This window comes from Sorangium sp. So ce448, from assembly GCF_051520915.1.
GTDB classification, from domain to species: domain Bacteria; phylum Myxococcota_A; class Polyangia; order Polyangiales; family Polyangiaceae; genus Sorangium; species Sorangium cellulosum_B.
This window is the reverse complement of sequence record NZ_CP150343.1, coordinates 9,851,816-9,870,767: the sequence shown is the minus strand read 5'-3', so window position 1 is coordinate 9,870,767 and position 18,952 is coordinate 9,851,816. Positions and strand designations below refer to the sequence as shown.

The 18,952-nt window shown below is 71.3% G+C and carries 14 protein-coding genes; 6 read left to right on the top strand and 8 right to left on the bottom strand.

The window, feature by feature from the left end; all coding sequences use genetic code 11:
* Position 1: 1 nt before the first annotated feature.
* A complete protein-coding gene (locus WMF45_RS37325; protein WP_437710562.1) occupies positions 2-1,111 on the bottom strand; it encodes a glycosyl transferase in 1,110 nt (369 codons plus the stop codon).
* Positions 1,112-1,309: 198 nt separating this feature from the next.
* On the opposite strand from WMF45_RS37325, the gene WMF45_RS37320 reads away from it, so the two are divergent.
* Positions 1,310-2,383, top strand: coding sequence for a PHP domain-containing protein (locus WMF45_RS37320; RefSeq protein ID WP_437710560.1), 1,074 nt, complete (start codon positions 1,310-1,312; stop codon positions 2,381-2,383).
* Positions 2,384-2,435: 52 nt separating this feature from the next.
* On the opposite strand, the gene WMF45_RS37315 is transcribed toward WMF45_RS37320, so the two are convergent.
* The 3 genes from WMF45_RS37315 to WMF45_RS37305 are packed head-to-tail and all read right to left on the bottom strand — an operon-like array spanning position 2,436 to position 5,605.
* Complete coding sequence (locus tag WMF45_RS37315) at positions 2,436-3,656, bottom strand: DUF790 family protein (protein WP_437710558.1); 1,221 nt, start codon at positions 3,654-3,656, stop codon at positions 2,436-2,438.
* On the bottom strand, positions 3,643-5,139 hold the full coding sequence (locus WMF45_RS37310) for a DEAD/DEAH box helicase (protein WP_437710556.1): 1,497 nt from the start codon (positions 5,137-5,139) through the stop codon (positions 3,643-3,645). Before WMF45_RS37310 ends, WMF45_RS37315 begins: the two co-directional genes overlap by 14 nt.
* Positions 5,140-5,194: 55 nt before the next feature.
* Entirely contained in the window at positions 5,195-5,605 is a 411-nt protein-coding gene (locus WMF45_RS37305) for a 6-pyruvoyl trahydropterin synthase family protein (protein WP_012239418.1), read from the bottom strand.
* A 162-nt stretch (positions 5,606-5,767) separates the two neighbouring features.
* Between WMF45_RS37305 and WMF45_RS37300 the strand changes: the two genes are divergently transcribed.
* The gene (locus WMF45_RS37300) at positions 5,768-6,364 is read left to right on the top strand and encodes a YqgE/AlgH family protein (RefSeq protein WP_437710554.1); all 597 of its coding nucleotides are present in this window, start codon (positions 5,768-5,770) and stop codon (positions 6,362-6,364) included.
* A 25-nt stretch (positions 6,365-6,389) separates the two neighbouring features.
* Positions 6,390-6,857, top strand: a complete 468-nt coding sequence (locus WMF45_RS37295; protein WP_157907930.1) for a Dps family protein — start codon at positions 6,390-6,392, stop codon at positions 6,855-6,857.
* 112 nt (positions 6,858-6,969) lie between these two features.
* Here WMF45_RS37295 and WMF45_RS37290 read toward each other — a convergent pair whose 3' ends face one another.
* Complete coding sequence (locus tag WMF45_RS37290; protein WP_437710552.1) at positions 6,970-7,827, bottom strand: CvfB family protein; 858 nt, start codon at positions 7,825-7,827, stop codon at positions 6,970-6,972.
* 167 nt (positions 7,828-7,994) lie between these two features.
* Here WMF45_RS37290 and WMF45_RS37285 point away from each other — a divergent pair, with 167 nt between their 5' ends.
* From WMF45_RS37285 to WMF45_RS37275, 3 genes are all read left to right on the top strand, one after another.
* The gene (locus WMF45_RS37285) at positions 7,995-9,446 is read left to right on the top strand and encodes a TIR domain-containing protein (protein WP_437710550.1); all 1,452 of its coding nucleotides are present in this window, start codon (positions 7,995-7,997) and stop codon (positions 9,444-9,446) included.
* A gap of 151 nt (positions 9,447-9,597) precedes the next feature.
* Positions 9,598-10,386: a penicillin-insensitive murein endopeptidase gene (locus tag WMF45_RS37280; RefSeq protein ID WP_437710548.1), complete on the top strand. Its 789-nt coding sequence runs from the start codon at positions 9,598-9,600 to the stop codon at positions 10,384-10,386.
* Positions 10,387-10,589: 203 nt separating this feature from the next.
* Entirely contained in the window at positions 10,590-12,326 is a 1,737-nt protein-coding gene (locus tag WMF45_RS37275) for a hypothetical protein (protein WP_437710547.1), read from the top strand.
* A 430-nt stretch (positions 12,327-12,756) separates the two neighbouring features.
* Here WMF45_RS37275 and WMF45_RS37270 read toward each other — a convergent pair whose 3' ends face one another.
* From WMF45_RS37270 to WMF45_RS37260, 3 genes are all read right to left on the bottom strand, one after another.
* A complete protein-coding gene (locus WMF45_RS37270; protein ID WP_437710545.1) occupies positions 12,757-14,010 on the bottom strand; it encodes a hypothetical protein in 1,254 nt (417 codons plus the stop codon).
* Between the two features lie 479 nt (positions 14,011-14,489).
* The gene (locus tag WMF45_RS37265; RefSeq protein WP_437710543.1) at positions 14,490-18,485 is read right to left on the bottom strand and encodes an RHS repeat-associated core domain-containing protein; all 3,996 of its coding nucleotides are present in this window, start codon (positions 18,483-18,485) and stop codon (positions 14,490-14,492) included.
* Positions 18,486-18,760: 275 nt separating this feature from the next.
* Complete coding sequence (locus WMF45_RS37260) at positions 18,761-18,910, bottom strand: hypothetical protein (protein WP_437710541.1); 150 nt, start codon at positions 18,908-18,910, stop codon at positions 18,761-18,763.
* Between the last annotated feature and the right edge of the window lie 42 nt (positions 18,911-18,952).

Genomic DNA, 18,952 nt, shown 5'->3' with positions numbered 1-18,952 from the left:
GTCAGCGCTTCTTCGCGGGCGCGTAGAACGCGAGGTTCCCGAGCAGGCGCGGATCGCCGGGGCGGCGCGCGAGGGCCTTGCGCAGCGCCGCCTCGCCGGCGGCGAGCTCGCCGACGTGGAACGCGCTGGTCGCGACGAGGTCGAGCAGCTTGTGCTCGTAGACCTCGGCGTCCACGAAGAGGGTGGCCTGGGCGGGGAAGGGGAGGGCGGCGCCGCGGGAGGCGAAGAGGTAGGTGAGCGGCCAGCACCGCCGTCCGTACCAGTGCCAGGCGACGGCGAAGAGCGGCTCGGCGCGGTGCGGGCTGTGGGCGTGGGCGTCGAGGTAGCGCTGCTGCACCTCGGGCCAGGGCCGCCCGAGCGCTCCGGCGGTGCGCGCCATGCGGAACAGCGATTCGTAGACCTCCTCCTGCCAGCCGCCGAGCGCGGCGCGCCGCTCGTAGGCCTCGAGCGCCTCCGCGTGCCGGCCGAGGCACTCCAGCGTCTGCGCGAGGTAGAAGGCGGCGCGGCCGTCGCGGGGGGATCGGGCCAGCGCGGCGGAGAGCAGCTCCAGGTCGCGCTGCCACCTCCGGGTCTGGGCGGCGGCGTCGCGGCGAGAGAGGTCGTGGACGATGTGGGCGTCGGGGACGCGGATCGAGGGGGGCGGCTCGCCCTCCCTGGAGAGCACCTCGTGGGTGGCGCCGACGTAGCGCCACCCGGCCGAGGCGCGGGCGAGCCGGGCGGAGTCGTAGACGGAATCGCCGTAGTGCACGCGGACGTGGTAGGCGCCGTGCCCCGGGCCCGACGCGTCGCGGCGCTCCTCGCAGAAGCGACGGAGCGCGCCGCCCTCGACGAGGCGCTCGTCGCCGCTCAGCATGAGGGTGAACACGGCCGCGTCGCCCGCGAGGTCGAGGGCGCGGCTGCGGGTCGCGCCGAAGTCGACGAAGGGCTCCTCGACGAGATCGCCGGGGACGCCCGCCATGGCGGCGCGCGCGAGGGCCTGTGTGCCGTCGGTGGAGCCGGTGTCGAGGAGGGTGAACCGGTCGACGTGGGGCCTGGCCGAGGCGAGGGTCTCGCGGATGGAGGGGGCTTCGTCCTTGACGATCATGACGAGCGCGAGGAGGGGGAGCGTCACGGGCGCAGTATGCCGCCGGACGCCGGTGGACCGGTGGTTTTAAAAATTGAAGAAGAGGCGGCGCGCGCATGCGTGCGCCACCTCGCGCGCGCCGGAGAGCGGGAGAGATAACGCGCGGCGGCGGAGGTGTGGTCGCGCTGTCTGCGAATTGGTCGCGGCCCTGGCGTTCTGTATACTCTCCATGTCATTGCAATGAGCATGCGCGGACGCTGGAGTGCTCTCCTGTTCATCGGCGCAGCGGCGCTCCTCGCGCTCGCCGGCAGGGTGGAGCGCGCCTCGCCCGATTCCGGCTCTGCCCCTGGAGGGCACGGACCGCCGGGCCGCCCGCGCTTCGAGAAGGCGCTCGACGTGGAGGTGTTCCAGCGCGGGAACATCCACACGCACACGTCCCTGAGCGATGGGGACAGCGAGCCGCGCGACGTTGTCCGCTGGTACCGCGAGAACGGGTATTCCTTCGTGGCGCTGACAGAGCACAACCAGCGCGTCGATCCCGCGATGTTCCAGGACCCGTCCTCGACGTCGAATTTCGCGGTGATCCCCGGCGAGGAGGTCACGATGTGGGCCGAGGGGAAGGCCGTGCACGTGAACGCGCTCTGCACGCGGGCGACGATCGGCGGGGGCGCCTTCCTGACCAAGGGGGAAGCGCTGAAGTGGGCGATCGGGCGTGTGTGGGCGGAGGGGGGCGTGGCGCTCATCAACCATCCGAATTTCGACTGGTCGTTGTCCGCCGGCGACCTCCTGGCGGCGCCTGCGGCGGAGCTCCTCGAGATCCACAGCGGGCACCCGTACGTGTACACGGACGGCGACGCCACGCGCCCGTCGCACGAGGCGCTATGGGATGCGGTGCTGACGATGCGCGGCGCCGCGGGAGGGGGGATCGCCGGCGTCGCGGTGGACGATCTGCACCAGCTCACGGCCGGGTCGGGCGCGCCGCCCGCGGGGCCGGGCCGCGGGTTCATCGAGGTGTTCTCGCGGGAGGTGTCGCGCGCCGCGATCTGCAGCGCGCTCGCCGGGGGACGGCTCTACGCGTCGTCCGGGGCGAGGCTGCGGAGGATCGCGATCGCCGGGGACGCGTTCTCGGTCTGGCCGGTGGCGGCGGGCGCGGTCGTCGAGTTCGTCGGGCGGGGCGGGCGCGTGCTGGAGCGGCAGCAGCCCGCGGAGGGGCGGGCGACGTACCGGCTCCGCGGCGGGGAGCGGTACGTGCGGGCGCGGATCACGCGGCCGGACGGCAAGCGGGCGTGGACGCCGGCGTACGCGACCGTGGAGCCGTGAGCGCCGCGGGCGTCGTGGACGCCGTCGACGCCAGATTGCCCTCCGCAGCGGCTCACGCCCCCCCGCGCTTCCCGTCCAGCCGCGCCAGCACCGCCCGCGGCGACATCGTCGCGCGGTAGACATAGATCTCCCCGGCCTCGTCGTCGCCCAGCACCTCCTCGCTCACGCGGAGCTGCTTGCCGACCGCGAGCAGGATCCTCGCCGGAAACCCCTTTCGGATCAGCTCGACGCGCCGCCACACCGCGTCTCGGCTCCAGAACCCGAACGCCTCAAGGTACACCTCCTCCCCGGTCTCCGCGTTCAGGAACACCAGGTCAGGGACGCACACCACCTCTCCGGGCAGCGCGAACAGCCGCTCGTTCGGCGACACGGTCCAGGGCGACCCGAGCTTCCTGAACCCCTCGCAGAACGCGTCCAGCTCGGGCGTCGTCTCCGCGAGCTCGCGCCCGTGGTACAGCAGGCCGTCCGCCGGGCCGATCTCGACGGCGAGCGGCTCCTTGTCGCGCCCCCAGCGCAGGTCGGCGCGCAGCCGGAACGAGGCGCACGAGAGCACCGACGGCAGGAACATCGCGAGCCGCAGGCCATACCGCTGCACCGCGTCGAACAGGCTGAACGGGCCGTCGAGCGCGATCGTGTAGCCGGAGACCGGATCGCCCTGGACCACGTGGATGAGCCCGTGAAAGCGCGCCGCCCGGAAGATCCGCCGGTACCGCTGGGCGCTCTCCCCCTCGACGCGGATCGTCACCTGCGTCGCCCGGAGGAGGATCGACTGCGCCAGCGCGAGGTTGTACCGATCCAGCAGGATCTCGGGCGCGTCCGAGGCCGCGCGCCGGAGGATCTCGGCGCCGCGCAGGTCGGCGTAGAGGCCCGCCTCGATCGCGGCGGGCGTCGTGCCGAGCCGGGCGGCCACCTCGTCGAGCACGGCGGCCCGGTCGAAGCGGGCGCGGACGTCGAGGGCGCGGTGCGCCGCCGCCGCCGCGTGGAACAGCTCGCGCCGGAGCGCCTCGGGATCGACGCCCTCCTGCACCTCGTACTCGCAGCCGTCCTCGAGCACCTTCCTCAGGCCGAGCGAGGCCACGCGATCCCGCGCGGGCACCTCGATGGCGTCGAGCGCGGCCTCGACGTCGTCGCGGCGCTCGCCGACGCGCTGCGAGAGGATGTCGAGGTACGCCCGCGCGACAGGCAGCAGGCGCTCGGCGGCCGCCCCGCGGAGGTACTGCGGCACGACAAGCCCGCCCCGGCGGCGGACGCGGACGAGGTCACTGGTAAGCAATGTGCTCCCGGCGCTTGTCGCTCACCCGCTGCTCGCTCGTGCCGAGGGCCACGAGCTCGTAGAGGATCGCCGTCTTGTTCTCGCTCCGGCGCAGGATGCGGCCGAGCCGCTGGACGTGCTCCCGCACCGAGCCGCTGCCCGACAGGACGATCGCCACGTTGGCCTCGGGCACGTTGACCCCCTCGTTCAGCACCTTCGAGGTGACAACCGCCGACAGCGCGCCGCGGTTGAAGGCGTCGAGGATGGCGCTGCGCTCCTTCACCTTGGTCTGGTGGGTGATGGCCGGCAGCAGGAACTGCCGCGAGATCTGGTAGACCGTGGCGTTGTCCTCGGTGAAGACCAGCGTCCGATCGGCGCGGTGGGCGTGGAGCAGCCGGGCGAGGACGTCGATCTTGCCGGGCGCGCACAGCGCGAGGCTGCGCTGGCGGCGGTACGCCTCGAAGGCGCGGCGGCCGGCGTCGGACTGCGAGCTCAGCAGGATGAACTGGCCCCACCCCTCGGGCATGCGGATGCCGTTCGCGCGCAGAAAGCCGATGTACACGGCGCGCGCCGCCTCGTACGCGGCGCGCTCGTCGTCCGAGAGCGGCACCTCGAGCCGGACGACGTCGTAGGCCGCGAGGTACTGCCCGGAGAGCTCGGTGATCTCCCGGCGGAAGACGATCGGGCCGATCAGGTCGTCGTAGCCCCGGCCGTCGGCGCGCTCGGGCGTGGCGGTGAGGCCGAGGCGGAAGGGCGCGAGGCACATCTTCGCGGCGAGCGCGTACGACGGGCTCGGCAGGTGGTGGCACTCGTCGAAGATCACGAGGCCGAAGCGGGCGCCGAGCCTGTCCATGTGGGCATGCGCGGAGTCGTAGGTGGTCACCGTCAGGTCGAGGACGTCGTGGTAACCGCCGCCGAGCAGGCCGATCGGGACGCCGAACGCGGCGGAGAGCCCGTCGTACCACTGGTTCAGGAGATCCAGCGTGGGGACGACCACGAGCGCGCTGCGCTGCCGCGCGGCGATCGCGAGCGTCGCGACGAACGTCTTGCCCGCGCCCGTCGGGAGCACGACAACGCCCCGGCTGCGCCGCCCGGCCCACGCGTCGAGCGCCTCGCGCTGGTAGGGGAACGGGTCGTGCTTGGCGAGCGGCGCGAGCGGGAGCGCCTCGTACTTGCGGGCGGCGTCGGTGAACGGGACGCCGCGGGCGCGGAGCCTCAGGACGAGCTCGGCGTAGTCGATCGCCGGCACGCGGTAGACGCGCTCCCGCGCGTCCCAGCGGCAGGACGCGGGCAGGCACGCGGGGTCGAGCGGCGCGCCCTCGGCGGGATCGCCGGCGTCGCCGCCGTCGGGCTCGTCCGCGCGCTCGTCTGCGTTCGATGGCAGCGCGCTGCTGTCGAGCGCGGGCGAAGGCGCGAGCGCCGGGCGCGGGGCGAGGCCTTCGATGCGGAGGGTGCCGCCCTGGAAGCTCAGGACGATCGGCGCTGTGCGGACCGGCTCGGTCATCGGCGCGCTCTTTTGCCGCGGGCGGGGCCGCGTGCCAAGCGGAGACGCCTGGCGATCAGGCCAGCTCGGTCGGCATGACCGAGGCGCCCCGGAGCGGCGCGCGGTAGCGCACCCAGACGAGGGGGGACTCGTTCAGCGTGATCGTGAGGGCGCTGCCGGCGCTCACCGGGAGCTTGCGGCCGAGCTCGCGGTGGATGTAGCGCGCGATGAGCTCCGGCGTCGAGCGCTTGCCCTCGAACGCGGGGTGCTCGTCGAGGTTCCGGTAGTCGATCTCGGCGAGCACGGCGCGCAGGCTGTCCCGCAGCGCGCTCGTCTCGACCACCTGGCCGAGGGGCGAGAGCTCCTCGCGCTCCACCTCCACGCTGACCGTGTACGTCGCGCCGTGCAGGCGCTGCGCAGGGCCGAACTGCACGCCCTTGAGGCTGTGGGCCACCATGATGTGATCGCGGACGCCGACGGTGTACATGGCTCCACTATACCCGCCGCGCCGGCGCGGGAGGGAGATCCCAATCGCCTGTCACGGCACGCCGGAGTAAGGTGGGGGCGATTCCCCGTCCAGCCCCCGCCGCGGCGGACGGGTTCGTGCGGGACGCAGTGACCGGTTGACCGTTGCGAGGGAGGATCGCCGATGAACAGCGAAGCGAGCGTGCTGGCCCCAGGGTTCCTCATCGCGTCGCCCCCGCTCGGCGATCCGAACTTCGACCGGACGGTCGTGCTCCTCGCGGTGCACAGCGAGGGCGGGGCGCTTGGGTTCGTTGTGAACAGGCCGGCGCCGATGACGCTGGGGGAGCTCCTGTCGTTCGCGGGTTATGGCAACGACCTGAAGGACCCGGCGCCGGTTTACCTCGGCGGGCCGGTCCAGCCGAGCTCGGGGTGGATCCTGTGCCTCGATCCGGCGCTCGGGGCCGAGGAGGCGGGCGTGATCCCGGTGGGCTCCCGGGTGCGTGTCACGTCGTCCCGCAGCGCGTTCGACACGCTCGCGGCCGACGCGGTGCGGGGCACGGCCGCCGCGGACCCGCGGCGCAGGACGGTGCTCCTCGGCTACAGCGGCTGGGGGCCCGGCCAGCTCGAGCGAGAGATCGCCGCGGGCGCGTGGCTGCCCGTGTCCCTCGACGAGGGGATCCTGTTCGACGTGGCGGCGGACCAGCGCTGGGAGCAGGCGTATGCGCTGCTCGGCCTGCGCCCCATCGATGTGATGTCGATGCGCAGCATCGGAGAAGCCTGAGAGCTCACGACACGAGAGGAGTCCTATGGAGATCAATATCGGAATCGACGCCAAGAACCGCGAGCTGATCGGCGCGGGGCTGGGACGCGTCCTCGCTGACACGTACACGCTCTATCTGAAGACCCACAACTTCCACTGGAACGTCACGGGGCCCATGTTCCAGACGCTCCACCTCATGTTCGAGCAGCAGTACAACGAGCTGGCGCTCGCCGTGGACCTGGTCGCCGAGCGCATCCGGGCCCTCGGCCTCCCCGCGCCGGGGACCTACAAGCAGTTCGTCGCGCTCTCGACCATCAAGGAGGACGACGGCGTCCCCAAGGCCACGGACATGATCAAGCGCCTCGTCGAGGGGCACGAGACGGTGGCGCGGACCGCGCGTGAGCTCTTCCCCGTGGCCGAGAACGCCAACGATCAGCCCACCTGCGACCTGATCACCCAGCGCCTGCAGGTCCACGAGAAGACCGCCTGGATGCTGCGCAGCCTGCTCGAGTAGCGCCCGCGTCGCGACCGCCGGCCGAGCTGCGGTGAGGGGATCCCTCGACGCATGCGGCCGGCCGGGAGCGGCTTGACAGCGGTGAACTGGCGCCGCGCCCGTTCCGCCCGGCTCAGCGCGCGCTCTTGACGAGGAAGCCCTCGCCGTCGATCGCCACCGCGCGCTCCTTCAGCAGGCGGCCGACGGCCCGCTTGAACGCCTTCTTGCTCAGGCCGAAGAGCGCCCGGATCTCCTCGGGGCTCGAGCGATCGCCGACCCTCGGCGCGCCCGGGCGCGAGAGCCGCGCGAGGATCTCCTGCGCGTCGCTCTCGACCTCCTCGTGCGCGTGACCGCGGAGCGAGAGCTCGATCCTCCCGTCGGGCAGCACGCTCGCCACGCGGAATCGCGCCGCCTGGCCGCGGGGTAGCGTGTGCGGCTCGTGGGCGGGGAGCAGGCCGACGAACCTGCGCTCGACGATGACGAAGAGGCCGATCCCCGGCTCGTTGCGCCACGCCTCACCCTCGACCCACTCGTCGAGATCGAACTCGCCCTGATCGCGCAGCATCTCGCTCACGCGCATCGTCCCCGCGAGGCGGCCGGTCCTGTCCACGAGCAGCCCCACCGGGTGTCGCTCGCCGACCCGCGGGTCGCGGGTCTGCTCCGCGCGGGGGACGAGCAGCTCCTTGGGCAGGCCCCAGTCGACGAAGGCGCCGAAGGCCGCGACGTCGGTGACCGCCAGAAAGGCGACCTCGCCGAGCGTGACCTTCGGCCGGCGCGTCGTGGCGATGGGGCGATCCTCCGAGTCGAGATACACGAAGACCTCGAGCTCGTCCCCCTCCCTGGCGCCCTCGGGCACCTCGCTGCGCGGCAAGAGAAGCACCGGCGCGTCCGGGCGAAGGTCGTCTGGATCGGCCGAGAGGAAGGCGCCGGGCGGGCCGAACCGCCGCACCGGCAGGGTCACCACGCGCCCGAGGAGATGGTCGTACGGCATCGGCGCGCAGTCTTGCACAGGGCGGGGGTGCGCGGTCACGGTCTCGCCGCCGGCGGTGCGGCGCGCCTGGCTCGCCGAACGAGGAGCACCTGCCCTGCATTGTATGGACGTTCACGTCGGCAAGCTCTCGCGTATACTCGCCGGGATCCATCGCGGGGGAGACAGCCGTGCCCGGACCCGTCGAAGTTTTCATCTCCTATGCCGAAGAGGACAGGGCGCTCCGGCGTGAGCTGGAGGAGCACCTGGCGATCATGCAGCGGCAGGGGCTCATCAGGGCCTGGCACGCCGAGCAGGTCGCCCCGGGGCAGGGCTTCCGCACGCTCATCGACAGCCACATCAGCGCGGCTCAGCTGATCCTCTTGCTGGTGAGCCCCAAGTTCATCGCTTCCGACAACTGCTACGACCGTGAGATGGCCATGGCCCTCGAACGATGGCAGCGCGGCGAGGCGCAGGTCATCCCTGTCCTGGTTCGCCCCTGCGAGTGGGACCAGACGCAGCTGAGGCGCCTCCGTCCCTTGCCGGACAACGGGCGCCCGGTCGTCAACTGGCCATCACGCGACGACGCCTGGCTCAACGTGGTACAGGGCATACGCCGCGTGGTCGAGCAGCTGCCCGGCGCGCTGCGCGGCGACCCGCACGTGCCGCCGCCCTGGTCGCCGCGCGCTTCCGCGCCTTCGTCCCCTGCGGTCGCGCAGCCGCACTCGCACCACCCCGCGCCTTCCGCGCCTTCCGCGCCGGAGCTGGCCTCATGGCCGCCGCGCGTCTCGGCCTCTCCGCACAGCACCTCCGCTCGAGCGATGTCAGGTGTCCCGCAGACGCTCCCCGACTCGCACCCTCCCTCGCTCGGGTCTCGGCCGGCCAGCCGCTCGATCCCGCTGCGTTGGCCGCTCGCCTTGCTCGCGCTCGGCGCGCTGGCCGCCGCCGCGGTGGCGCTCGTCCGCGGCGCGGACACCGACGACCTCGCCGAGCTTCCGCTCCCCGCCGCGGGAGCGTCCTCGGTCGTGTCGCTGCGCGCCTTGCCGGAGCAACCCGGCGCGGCGCGAGCCGCCGATGTGCCCTCGGCGCGTGGCGACGTGTGCCCCACGCCCTGCTGTGGAGGCAGCCAGTGCGCCGTCGACGATCAGAACACCCAGAAGTCGGTGTGCCTGGCCGGTGAGCCAAACTGCCGGGCGTGCTCCTCCGGTCGCGGCTGCGTCGCTGGCTCGTGCGGTGACATGCTCTCACCCGCACGATCGTTGAAGCTCCGGCTCGCCCACGCGGTCCTCGGAGGCCAGCTGCTCGCGCCCGGCGCCCGCGTGTGCGTGCGTCGCAGCGCCTCGATCGATCCGTGGACGTGCATGCCGCACGACGATCGGGCCGATCGGCCGGGCGCCGACTCGAGCAGCGGCATGAGCACACGACTCCCCATCGCCGTCGCTGACCTGATGGCGGGCGGAGGCGTCGATATCTGGATCGACAGGGGCACGACGACACAGATGCCTATCGCGGTGCATCCCCGCGCGTCCTACAGCGAGATCGGTGTCTTCGCCCTCTGCCGCGGGCTCAGGTTCGATCTGAAGGATCCATTGAATCTATCTGCGCAGGTGGGTAACGTCTCTTTTTACCTCGACGACCCCTGATGCGACGAAGTGGGCTCAGGCCATGTGAACAACGCCGGACGTCGAACCGCAAGGGCGCCGCGGACGCGAGGCGTGGAGACCTATCTTGGCGTTCCTGGCGGTTCATCTCTCGCTTGAACGACGTGATCGATCGTCCAGGAAGCCGAACGGGGTGAAGCTCCTCCAGGCCTTTCGGGGCGTCCCGCCCCCTGTGGCTCCGCGAGCGACGAGCGCGTCCCGTCGGGCGTGGAAGCGACTCGCTGTCGCCGCCGGTCTCCTGCTGGTCGCGCCCCTCGTCGTGGCGCACGGCCGCGTCTGGCTCGACGGCGCGGCGCCTTCCGAGAGCGCTGGCAGTCCCGCGCGCGGCCGGCTGCTGCACGGACACCCGCTCCGCCCCTCGGGGCCCGGTTATGTGACCTACTCCTATCTGGGCGCCAGCCTGGGACGCCAGTACGTGCACGGCGCGGTTCGCGACGCGCTGGAAGACGCGTTCGCCGCGTGCGCGGCGGCCATGCCAGGGCGGCGCTTCGTCGTAGGGGAGACGGGCCACCGCGATGGCGGCCCGTTCTGGCCGCACCGCACGCACCAGAATGGGCTCAGCGTCGATATCTTCGTCCCGCTGCGCGACGTCGCGGGGCGGCCCGCGGAGGTGTCGATCTATCCCTGGAACAAGCTCGGTTATGGCCTCGAGTTCGACGCGCAGGGCCGGTGGGGCGAGCTGATGATCGATTTCGACGATCTCGCGCGGCTCCTGTCGGCGCTGGACGAGAAGGCCAGGCCAAGGAAGCTCCGGATCCAGCGGATCCTCCTCGCGCCGGAGTACGTGCCGCTGCTGCTCGCGAGCCCCGCGGGCCGCAAGCTGGGCTCGCTCGCAGGGGTGATCCCCCGCGGCCCTGTGTGGTGGCGGCACGACGAGCACGTGCACATCGATTTTGCGTTCGCGGCCGGCGGCCCGCGCTGAGCGAAGTCATCGACGGGTGATGGCGCCGGAGCCGCTCGCGCTGCTCATTCTGCCGGCCCCCAGCCACGACCGAGCCAGTCCGTTCGCTCCCCTCCACGCACGAGGCCGATGGCTTGACGAGCCGGTTCCATGACGTTACCGCTGGGAGGGCCCGCGAGCGGCGCGGGTCGCGCGTCGCGCAGCGGTGAGGCGTGGAGTCCGCCATGGACGACAGCTCCGGATACCGCATGTACGTGTTCCGCGGCGGCCGCCGCGACGTCCCGGGGAGGCGGCTCGTCGACGAGCTCGCGGGCGACCTCCGGGCGATCTCCGGCCCTGGAGGCGCGGAGCGCCCTCGCGACGTCGTGCTCAGCGCCTTGATCCGCGCTGGCGAGCTCGAGTCCCTCCTCGCCGACGCCGGCGCGGAGGGCGCATCGGCGCTGGCGCAGCTCACCGACGATCTCGCCGCCGCGCTGATCCGCGGTGACGGCGCGTGCGCGCTCGCGATCGCGGGCGGCGAGCCATCTGGCCGCGGACAGCCAGCCGTCTGGCCACGGACGGCCGGACGCCTGGTCACGCCCGAGGCCCTCACGGCCGTCGAGGTCCCGGCGATCGTCTCGACGTCGCCGCCCGAGGGGTTCTCGTTCTACGCGCTCCACCCGCTCGATTTCGCCAGGCTGGCCGTGCGGCTCGCGTCCTCGCCGGCGCCGGTCCGGGTCGTCGGTATCCGCAGCATCGGCACGACGCTGAGCGCGGTGACGGCCGCGGCGCTCCGCGGGCAGGGGATCCCGGCCGGCCGCACCACCGTGCGCCCATCAGGTCACCCCTACGACCGCGGCGTCGAGCTCGACGCCGGGCAGATCCGCTGGGTGGATGACGGTATCGCCGAGGGAGCGCGGTTCTGGGTCGTCGACGAGGGGCCGGGCCTCAGCGGCTCCTCGTTCCTCGCCGCCGGAGACGCCCTGGTCCGCGCGGGCGTCCCGCGCGCCAGCATCGTTTTCCTCGGCTCCCGCGCGCCCGATCCCGACGCGCTCGTCGCGCCGGACGGCGCCCGCCGCTGGCGGTCCTTCCGCTCGGAGCGCGCCGAGGGCGGGGCGCAGCTCCCCGGCGACGCGGGCGAGCCCATCGGCGCCGGGGCGTGGCGCCGCCGCTGCTATGAGGACGAATCGCGCTGGCCGCCCTCCTGGACGTCCATGGAGCGCCTCAAGTACCTTTCCCGGGACGAACGCCGGATCCTCAAGTTCGAAGGGATGGGTCGCTATGGGGCGGAGTGTCTGGAGCGGGCCTACGGCGTCTTCCGGGCCGGCTTCGGGCCGGAGCCGCGCGACGAGGGCCGGGGGTTCTTCTCGTATCCATGGCTCTCTGGCCGGCCGCTCCAGGCCGATGACCTGTCCGCCGCGGAGCTCGAGCGCCTCGCCGACTACTGCGCCTTTCGCGCCTCGGTGTTCCCTGTGCCGAGCCCTGCGGCCGACGAGCTCATTGCGATGGCACGCACCAATTTCTCACTGGAGATGCGGAGGGAGCTCCCGGGTGAGCTCCACCTGGAGCTCGCGCGTCCGGTGATCGTCGATGGCAGGATGGATCCCCACGAGTGGCGCAGGTCCTCTTCGGGCGAGCTGGTCAAGGTGGACGCCTGCGCGCACGGCGACGATCACTTCCTCCCTGGCCCCACGGACATCGCCTGGGATCTCGCCGGCGCCATCGTCGAGTGGCGGATGCCGCGAGGCGCCCGGCGCGCCTTTCTGGAGCGGTATCGACGCCGTTCCGGCGATGATCCCGAGCGGCGCCTGCCGGCGTATCTCCTCGCCTACACGCTCCTGCGTCTGGGTCACGCCGCGATGGCCGCGGCGTCGCTCGCGGACGAGGGCGAGGCGCTGCGCCTCTCCGCGGCGCGACACCGCTATCGCGCGGCCCTGATCGATGGCCTCCGCCCCGCGGCCGCATCGGGGGCGTTTGGCTAGCGCCACGCGTGTCAGAAATCCCGCCAGAAAAGCCGCTCGATGGCGAGCGGTCGCCGGAAACAGCAGCGATTTTAATAGTTTCCGCCTTTTACGCCGCCGCGGGTGGCTTCGGTGTGGCCCAACGGAGCGCCCTGCACCGCCGCGTCGCCCGCGGTGAAGGGCCCGCGGCATCACCGGTCCCACCGTACGGCCACGCTGCACGCGCTGGTTGACATAGAGAACCTTACGCGATCCGCATCCCTCGAGAAAAAGCGACGCTGTATCAACAGCTTATCCATGCATCCCCCAGCAGCGCCGCAGGAGCGTCGCGGCGCTGCGCGCGTCTGCCCCAAGCGCCTCAATCCACAATGGGGCGAGCGGGCCAAACGCAGCACCCACCGGAGCAGGCAGGGCACCCGGAGCAGGGTGGGCCGCCGGTGCCGGCGCTCGATCAGCGCGAGGCCTCGCTCCGCTCGATGCTCAGCTCAGGATGGTTCGTCTGGATCCATGCGAGCGCCTGCTCGATCACCGCAAGTTCGTCCGCGTAGAGGATGCAGGGGGACACGCAGAACTCGAGGTAGGCGGGCGTCGACCAGATCACCAGGTCATCGCTCGTCCAGAACGACTGCGTGCGGTCGCTGAGCTCGGGCGCGCGCGGGACGCCGAGAGCCCGCGCCAGCGCCTCGCCCACGTCCTCGGAGAGGCTCGCGCGATGGCGCGCCGGCCACCCCGGGATCACGTCCGGAGCCTCGTGCCCCAAGGCGAACCGCTCCAGGAAGATGCGCCACGAATCCGCGAAGACGAAGCGCTCCACCACCCCGTCGTCAGCGAGGATCGCGCCGTCGGCGGCCATGAAGTACAGGCCCCTGGAGAAGGCGCCGATCGGCACCAACCCGTCGCGGGGCAGGACGCCGCCCTCGAGCTCGAGCGCGGGGCCCAGCCAAAAGTGCTCGCCCTGGTCGCGGGAGACACAGAGGCCGCCCGCGTGCTGCTCGAACGCGAGCAGCGGGTCGCTGGCCGCGACGCCGTGAGGCGCGAGCAGCTCCTCGAGGCGGGCGCGCGAGGCGGTGCGCTGCGGATCCCGGAGCACCCCCCGCGCGCGCAGGGCGTTTACCGCGCGGTCCGTGAGCACGCCCCGGAACCCCTCGGCGGCGAGCATCCATCGCGTGTGCGCGAGCCGGTCGCCCGCCGGCGGGAGCTCGTGGCGCTCGAGCACACGCCCGCCGAAGTCACGCTCCTGGACGAGCGATATGCCTGATGCGGTGCGCTCGAGGCGCAGCGCTCCCCGTTGTTCGGGTCGGTCCAGGCCGATGGGCACGAGCCCGCGGCTCGCCGGCGCGGGGGCTTCGCCCGGATCGCGGAGAGCCACGGTGACCTCGTCGCAGGCGATCGCCGCGACCGCCGGCGAGCCCGCGAGCGCTTCGACCGCCCGGGCGAGCCGCTCGACCGACCTGGCGAAGACGAGCGTCCGGTCCGGCGCGGCGCCCGAGGGGTGCCCGTCTAGGATGACGAGATCTTCGGCGTCCCAGACCGTGTGGTAGGCATCGCTCGCGGCCGCCACGGGCCGGGCGCCGAGCGCCTCCGCGAGCCGGGCGCCAGCGCGCGGGCGGGCTTCGACGCGCAGGTGGTGGAGGCCGCGCTGCTCGATGTCGAGGAAGCGCGCGAGCTTCTCGACCAGGATCACGGGGGACGCTGCGTAGGGCATCGGCGTGTTTCCCGTCGAAGAGCCTTCCACGGAGACGGTGCCGTCCTCGGCTAGCAGGAAATCGACCATTCCCTGGGAGCGTTCCGCACGGTCGTGAGAGACGTGGAGGTACGGGTCGAGCCCCGCGAACGCCGCGAAAGGTGCGCTGATCCCGATGGGCCAAAAGCCGGCGCGGGACAGCGCCCTCGTGATGTTGCGTCCCAGCAGTGCGCCTGGACCCAGGAGGATCTCCCACCAGTCTCGCGAGGGGGGGCCGAAGGAACCGCGGAGCGGGAGCTCCAGCGGGTCCCGTGCGCGGTCCGAGCCGGCGAAGCCGCCAATCGCAGCCTCGGCGGCGAACAGAGCTTCATGGGCGGGAAGCCTGTAAAGATGCAGCAATTTTTCCAGCCGATCGCGGCCGGCACGATGCGCCTCGCTGCGGACGATTCCGCGACTGGCGAGGGTTTCGATGGCAAAACGGGAGATCACCATGACGGTCCTCAGCGCGGCATCTGCACCCGCAGGCTAGCCGCATTACGCGGGTTCATGATGCTCCTCGCGCTCCTCGTCGGCGCGCCCTGGTTCATGGCTTCCTGCCAGCGCTGGTTCGCTTTATCGATATCCGGTTTGGTGACGCCGACCAGGTCCACCACCTCGTCTGGCGGCGCCCCCTGTTGCGCCTGGCTCTGAAGGTTGCCGATGAGCACGCCGCAGTTTGGACAAGCGTTGCGCGGTCCGCCTCCCTGCTGGATGGAGCTGATCTCCGTAATTTCTCGGAGCGCGCTGCGGAGGTGCTGGTTGCTCGGGTCGCTGGCCGAGCCGCAGGTCCCGCGCGGCAAGTTGTTCCGTCGCTCGTAGTCATAGAGATGCTCGCTCAGCGCCGCGGGCTCTGAGCAGTTCGCCGGAGGCCGCGTCGCCTGGGGAAACTGCCAGTTGGTGTTGCCATTGTCGCTCTGTATCGGCACCTGTGGCGCCATGTTGTTCCAGACTGTCGGGTGGATGTCGACCGGGTTGTCGGGATCGCGCAGCCCCATGCTCACGCCGCTCGCGTTCGGCAGCGGCGTGCGGCTGCCGTCCGGGTTGATCTGGGAGCGCCGGATGGTCGTGGTCATCGGTTGCAGACCGTCGAGGTCCACCGTGTTGAGCGGCGAGTTGTCGGCGAAGCCGTAGCGGCGGACGATTTCGACGGGATCCGGGCTGATGTAGCGGCCAATGTCGGGGTCGTAATAGCGATGCCTGTTGTAACAAAGGCCGGTCTCCTCGTCCGCGTACTGGCCAGGAAACCGCAGCGGCGTGAATGCCTCTCCCTGCACCGCGCCGAACGCGCGCGCCCGCTGCTCGGCCGCGATCTGCCCCGAGGACGTCACGAGAAGATCGGGGAATCCGTTCGGCGCGCTCACGTAGAACCGGGGCGCGCCGCCGTCATCGATGTGCGCCAGCGGGGCGAAGCTCCCATCCGGGAAAACATACGTTCGCGTCTCGGTCACCGGGACGTCCAGGGACGCGTCGCGCACACGCACCTCGTGAAGCAGGCGCTGATCGTCCCAAACGAAGCGAGTCAGGGCAAGGAGCTGTCCTTTGCTGGATCGAACCCGCTTTGCCAGCCGCCGGCAGAACGCGTCGTAAATGAACTCCACGAGGCGCCCGTCGGGCGCGACGACCGAGGCCAGCCGCCCGCGTCCATCCCAGGTGTACTTCCAGCGGCTCCCGTCGGAGAGGCGCTTTTCGACGAGGCGCGCGCGCTCGTCGTAGGTGTAGGCCGTTTCCCCCCGCCGAAGAAGGGCACCGCCGCGATCGTATGCGTGCTCGCCGGCCTCGGTGGCGTAGAGGTTGCCGACCTCGTCGAAGCCGAAGAGCTCCGCCCTCCCGTGGGCAGGGATCTTGGCGAGGAGCTGTCCCATAGGATCGTATCGGTATCCCGTCGCGCCGAGACGCGCGTCGAGCTCCTCTTCGAGAAGACCTGCAGGGGAGTAGCGATACTGCGTGTCCGAGACGACCCCGTGCGCGATGGGCCCAACCCACTCCGGCTCGCCCGGTCCAACCGCGCTGCGCGCTGTCGCGGAGAAGACGCGCCGCTGGGCGAGGCGACCGGCCGGATCGAAGTCATACTGAATGCGCCCGCCGCCAGGAAGGACGGCCTGCCGCTCGCGGCCGAGCGCGTCGTAGTGGAAGTCCACAACCTCCCGGCCGAGCGCCACCCGCGCGATCTTGCCCATGATGTCTCGATGCATGTGCTCGACGTACCCGAGCGAGCTGACGCGCCGCGTCCTGTGCCCCATGGAGTCGTAGACCGCTTCAATCGTGTGGCGGACGCCGAGCGTGATCTGCTCCTCCTTCACGAGGCAGCCCCGCTCATCGTATGTCAGGTAGCACTCCGTGTCAGGCGTTCGCGCATCGATCAGCCGCCCCACTTCGTCATAGGCAAACTCCTCCACCCCGCCGTCGTAGATCCGCTTGATCAACTGCCCGGCTGCGTCGTACTCGTATTCGACCAGCTCGCCGGTGCTGCTCCGCCACTGCGTCAGCCGACCGAACAGATCGCGCCGGAAGTCGTGCGTGCGTCCGTCCATCAGCTCCTCGCGGATCACGTGTCCTGCGAGGCTCCGCACGAAGCGATGAACCTGCCCGCGCTCGTTGTGCACCTCGATGAGGTGGCCTTCGCGGTTGTAGCGGTACCGAATGGGCCCCGCACCGTCGTGCTGCACCTCGCAGAGCACGTTGAGCCCGCCCCAGGTGAGCCTGTCGACGCGCCTGGCTGCATCGACAATCCGCGCCAGCCGTCCCTCGGCGTCGAACTCGAACGTGGTGACCCCGCCCGCTGGATCGGAAACGGTGCGCAGCAGGCCGCGCGCGTCATACGCGTAGCGCGTCACGGCGCCGAGCGCGTCGATGTATCCCACGACGCGGCCGAGGTCGTCGTAATAGATCGTCTTCTTCGCGCCGTTCGGCTCGATCACGGCGGTGCGGTTGCCGTGCGCGTCGTGGTCGAAGCGGGTCACTCCCCCGTTCGGAAGCGTTGCCACGCTCACGAGCCCACGCTCGTCGTAATCGTACATGACGATGGCGCCGCGCCGGTCCTCGACGGCGAGAAGATTGCCCAGATCGTCGCGTGTATACCGGAGCGCGCTCCCATCCGCGCGCACGAGCTCGGTCAGCGCGCCGCGATCATCGAAGGCATACTGCGTCCGGCGGCCGAGCGGATCGACGATCGCTGTGACCCGCCCTGCCGCGTCGCGCTCGAAGCGCGTCATCGCGCCCGTTGCGTCCCGAAAAGCGACGATGTTTCCGAGGGAGTCATACTCATGCGAGAGCACGCCCGCGCCCCATGTCGACCTATCGACCTTGCCGTGCTTGTTGCCGAAAAAGCGCCGGACACGGAGCGAGTCCGCCACTTCGGAGTAGCCGTCTCCCGAGAACTCCAGCTTGCAATGGAATATGCCACGCGCTCGCGTCACGCCGTCCGCGAGGAACACAGGCACCCCGGCCGCGAGGCTTGGGTCCTCCTGAGCGGGGTATTCACCCCAGGTCTCGATGCAGCGTCCCTCACGGTCGTACCGGTAGTGGACCACGAGCCCGCTGCGGTATGCGTGGGTGACGAGGCGGTGCTCCTCGTCATAGGCGTACCGGCACACATGTCCCTCGGCGTCCGTAGCCTCGACAAGATCCCCGCGCTCGTCATAGCGATACGTGAAGAAGGCGTGCCAGCCGGAGGGGCTCGTCGCCGTGCGCACCTCGAAGGCGGCGATGCGGCCCGAGCGCTCCCGCCGGACGCGCACGAAGCGCTGAACGCAATCGCGGATCCACGCGAGACCGGAGACATCGTAACCCAGCTCGATGCAGTTCCCGTTGCGGTCGAGGAGCGCGGTCAGACGGTAGCGCGACCCCAGCTGATGGCGCTCGTTGAACAACAGCGTGAGCCCGTCCTCGGTCGTGAGCGCGAATCCCCAGGCCGCTCGACGCAGCACGATCTGCCCCACCAGCGGGCGCGTCTCGCCCTCTTCCAGCAGCGGGGCCGTCACCACGGTGCCGTCGTCCTGCGTGATCCGCACGGCGCGTCTGGAGAGCTCGATTTCCCAGGCGAGCGAGTGGCTCCACCCGAAGCCAAGGCCCATGTCGCGATCGCGCGCAGAGGACGAGTAGCGCCGCTGCACGACGAGCGGCAGCGGACCGGGCAGGCCGAGGTCGAGCGTCGGCAGCGTGAAGACGCGGCCGGTGACCACGTCGACCGGATCGCCGGCGGAGGTGCCGCCGGAGCCGCCGTGGACCGGGTTGGAGCAAGCACCGGCCCCCTGTCCATTTCCGCAGCCGTTGGCCCCCTTGCCGCCGCCGTCAGGGTTGTTGCCCCCATGGTTGGCGCTCCCGCCCTGACCGTCTCCATTCCCACTGCCGCCCCTGCCGCCCTTGCCACCGCCGCCGCCTCCACCGCCCATGATCCAGACGCCAGGGTTCATTCCAGGGATCGCAGGGATGTTCGGGACCGGAGCCGTGCGCGCCATTCAGGCATGGTCCCCAGCGATTCTCACCCCTGTCAAGATGAGAACTTCGGTGCCCAGACGCGACCCAGGAAGCCCGTGCGAGACGCTGGAGCATCATCGAACGGGACTCCTTTCATAATGGATTTTTCCAGGCACAGCGCGCGTTGTCGCGGGAGACTCAGGCGATGACGTGCTACCCGCCCCGGCGGCGGGGGGTTCGATGTCGGCGCGCGGGTAGTCGCCGGCGCCGGCGCCGGCGCCGGCGCAAGATGCACCGCACCCCCGTCCAGCCTAGCTCATCCGTCCGATGCCACCGGCACCCCGAGCAATCGACCGATCGCCTCGTGAACAACCCGGGCCGCCGCCTCGTCCCCGAGGGCGACAGCGCGGCTCAGGGTGCTGGCGAGCAAGGCGACCACCGTGGCCCGACGCGACGTCTCGGTCACCGCGAGCTCCTTAAGCCCGGGGCTTGGCCGCTGGGCCCGGGT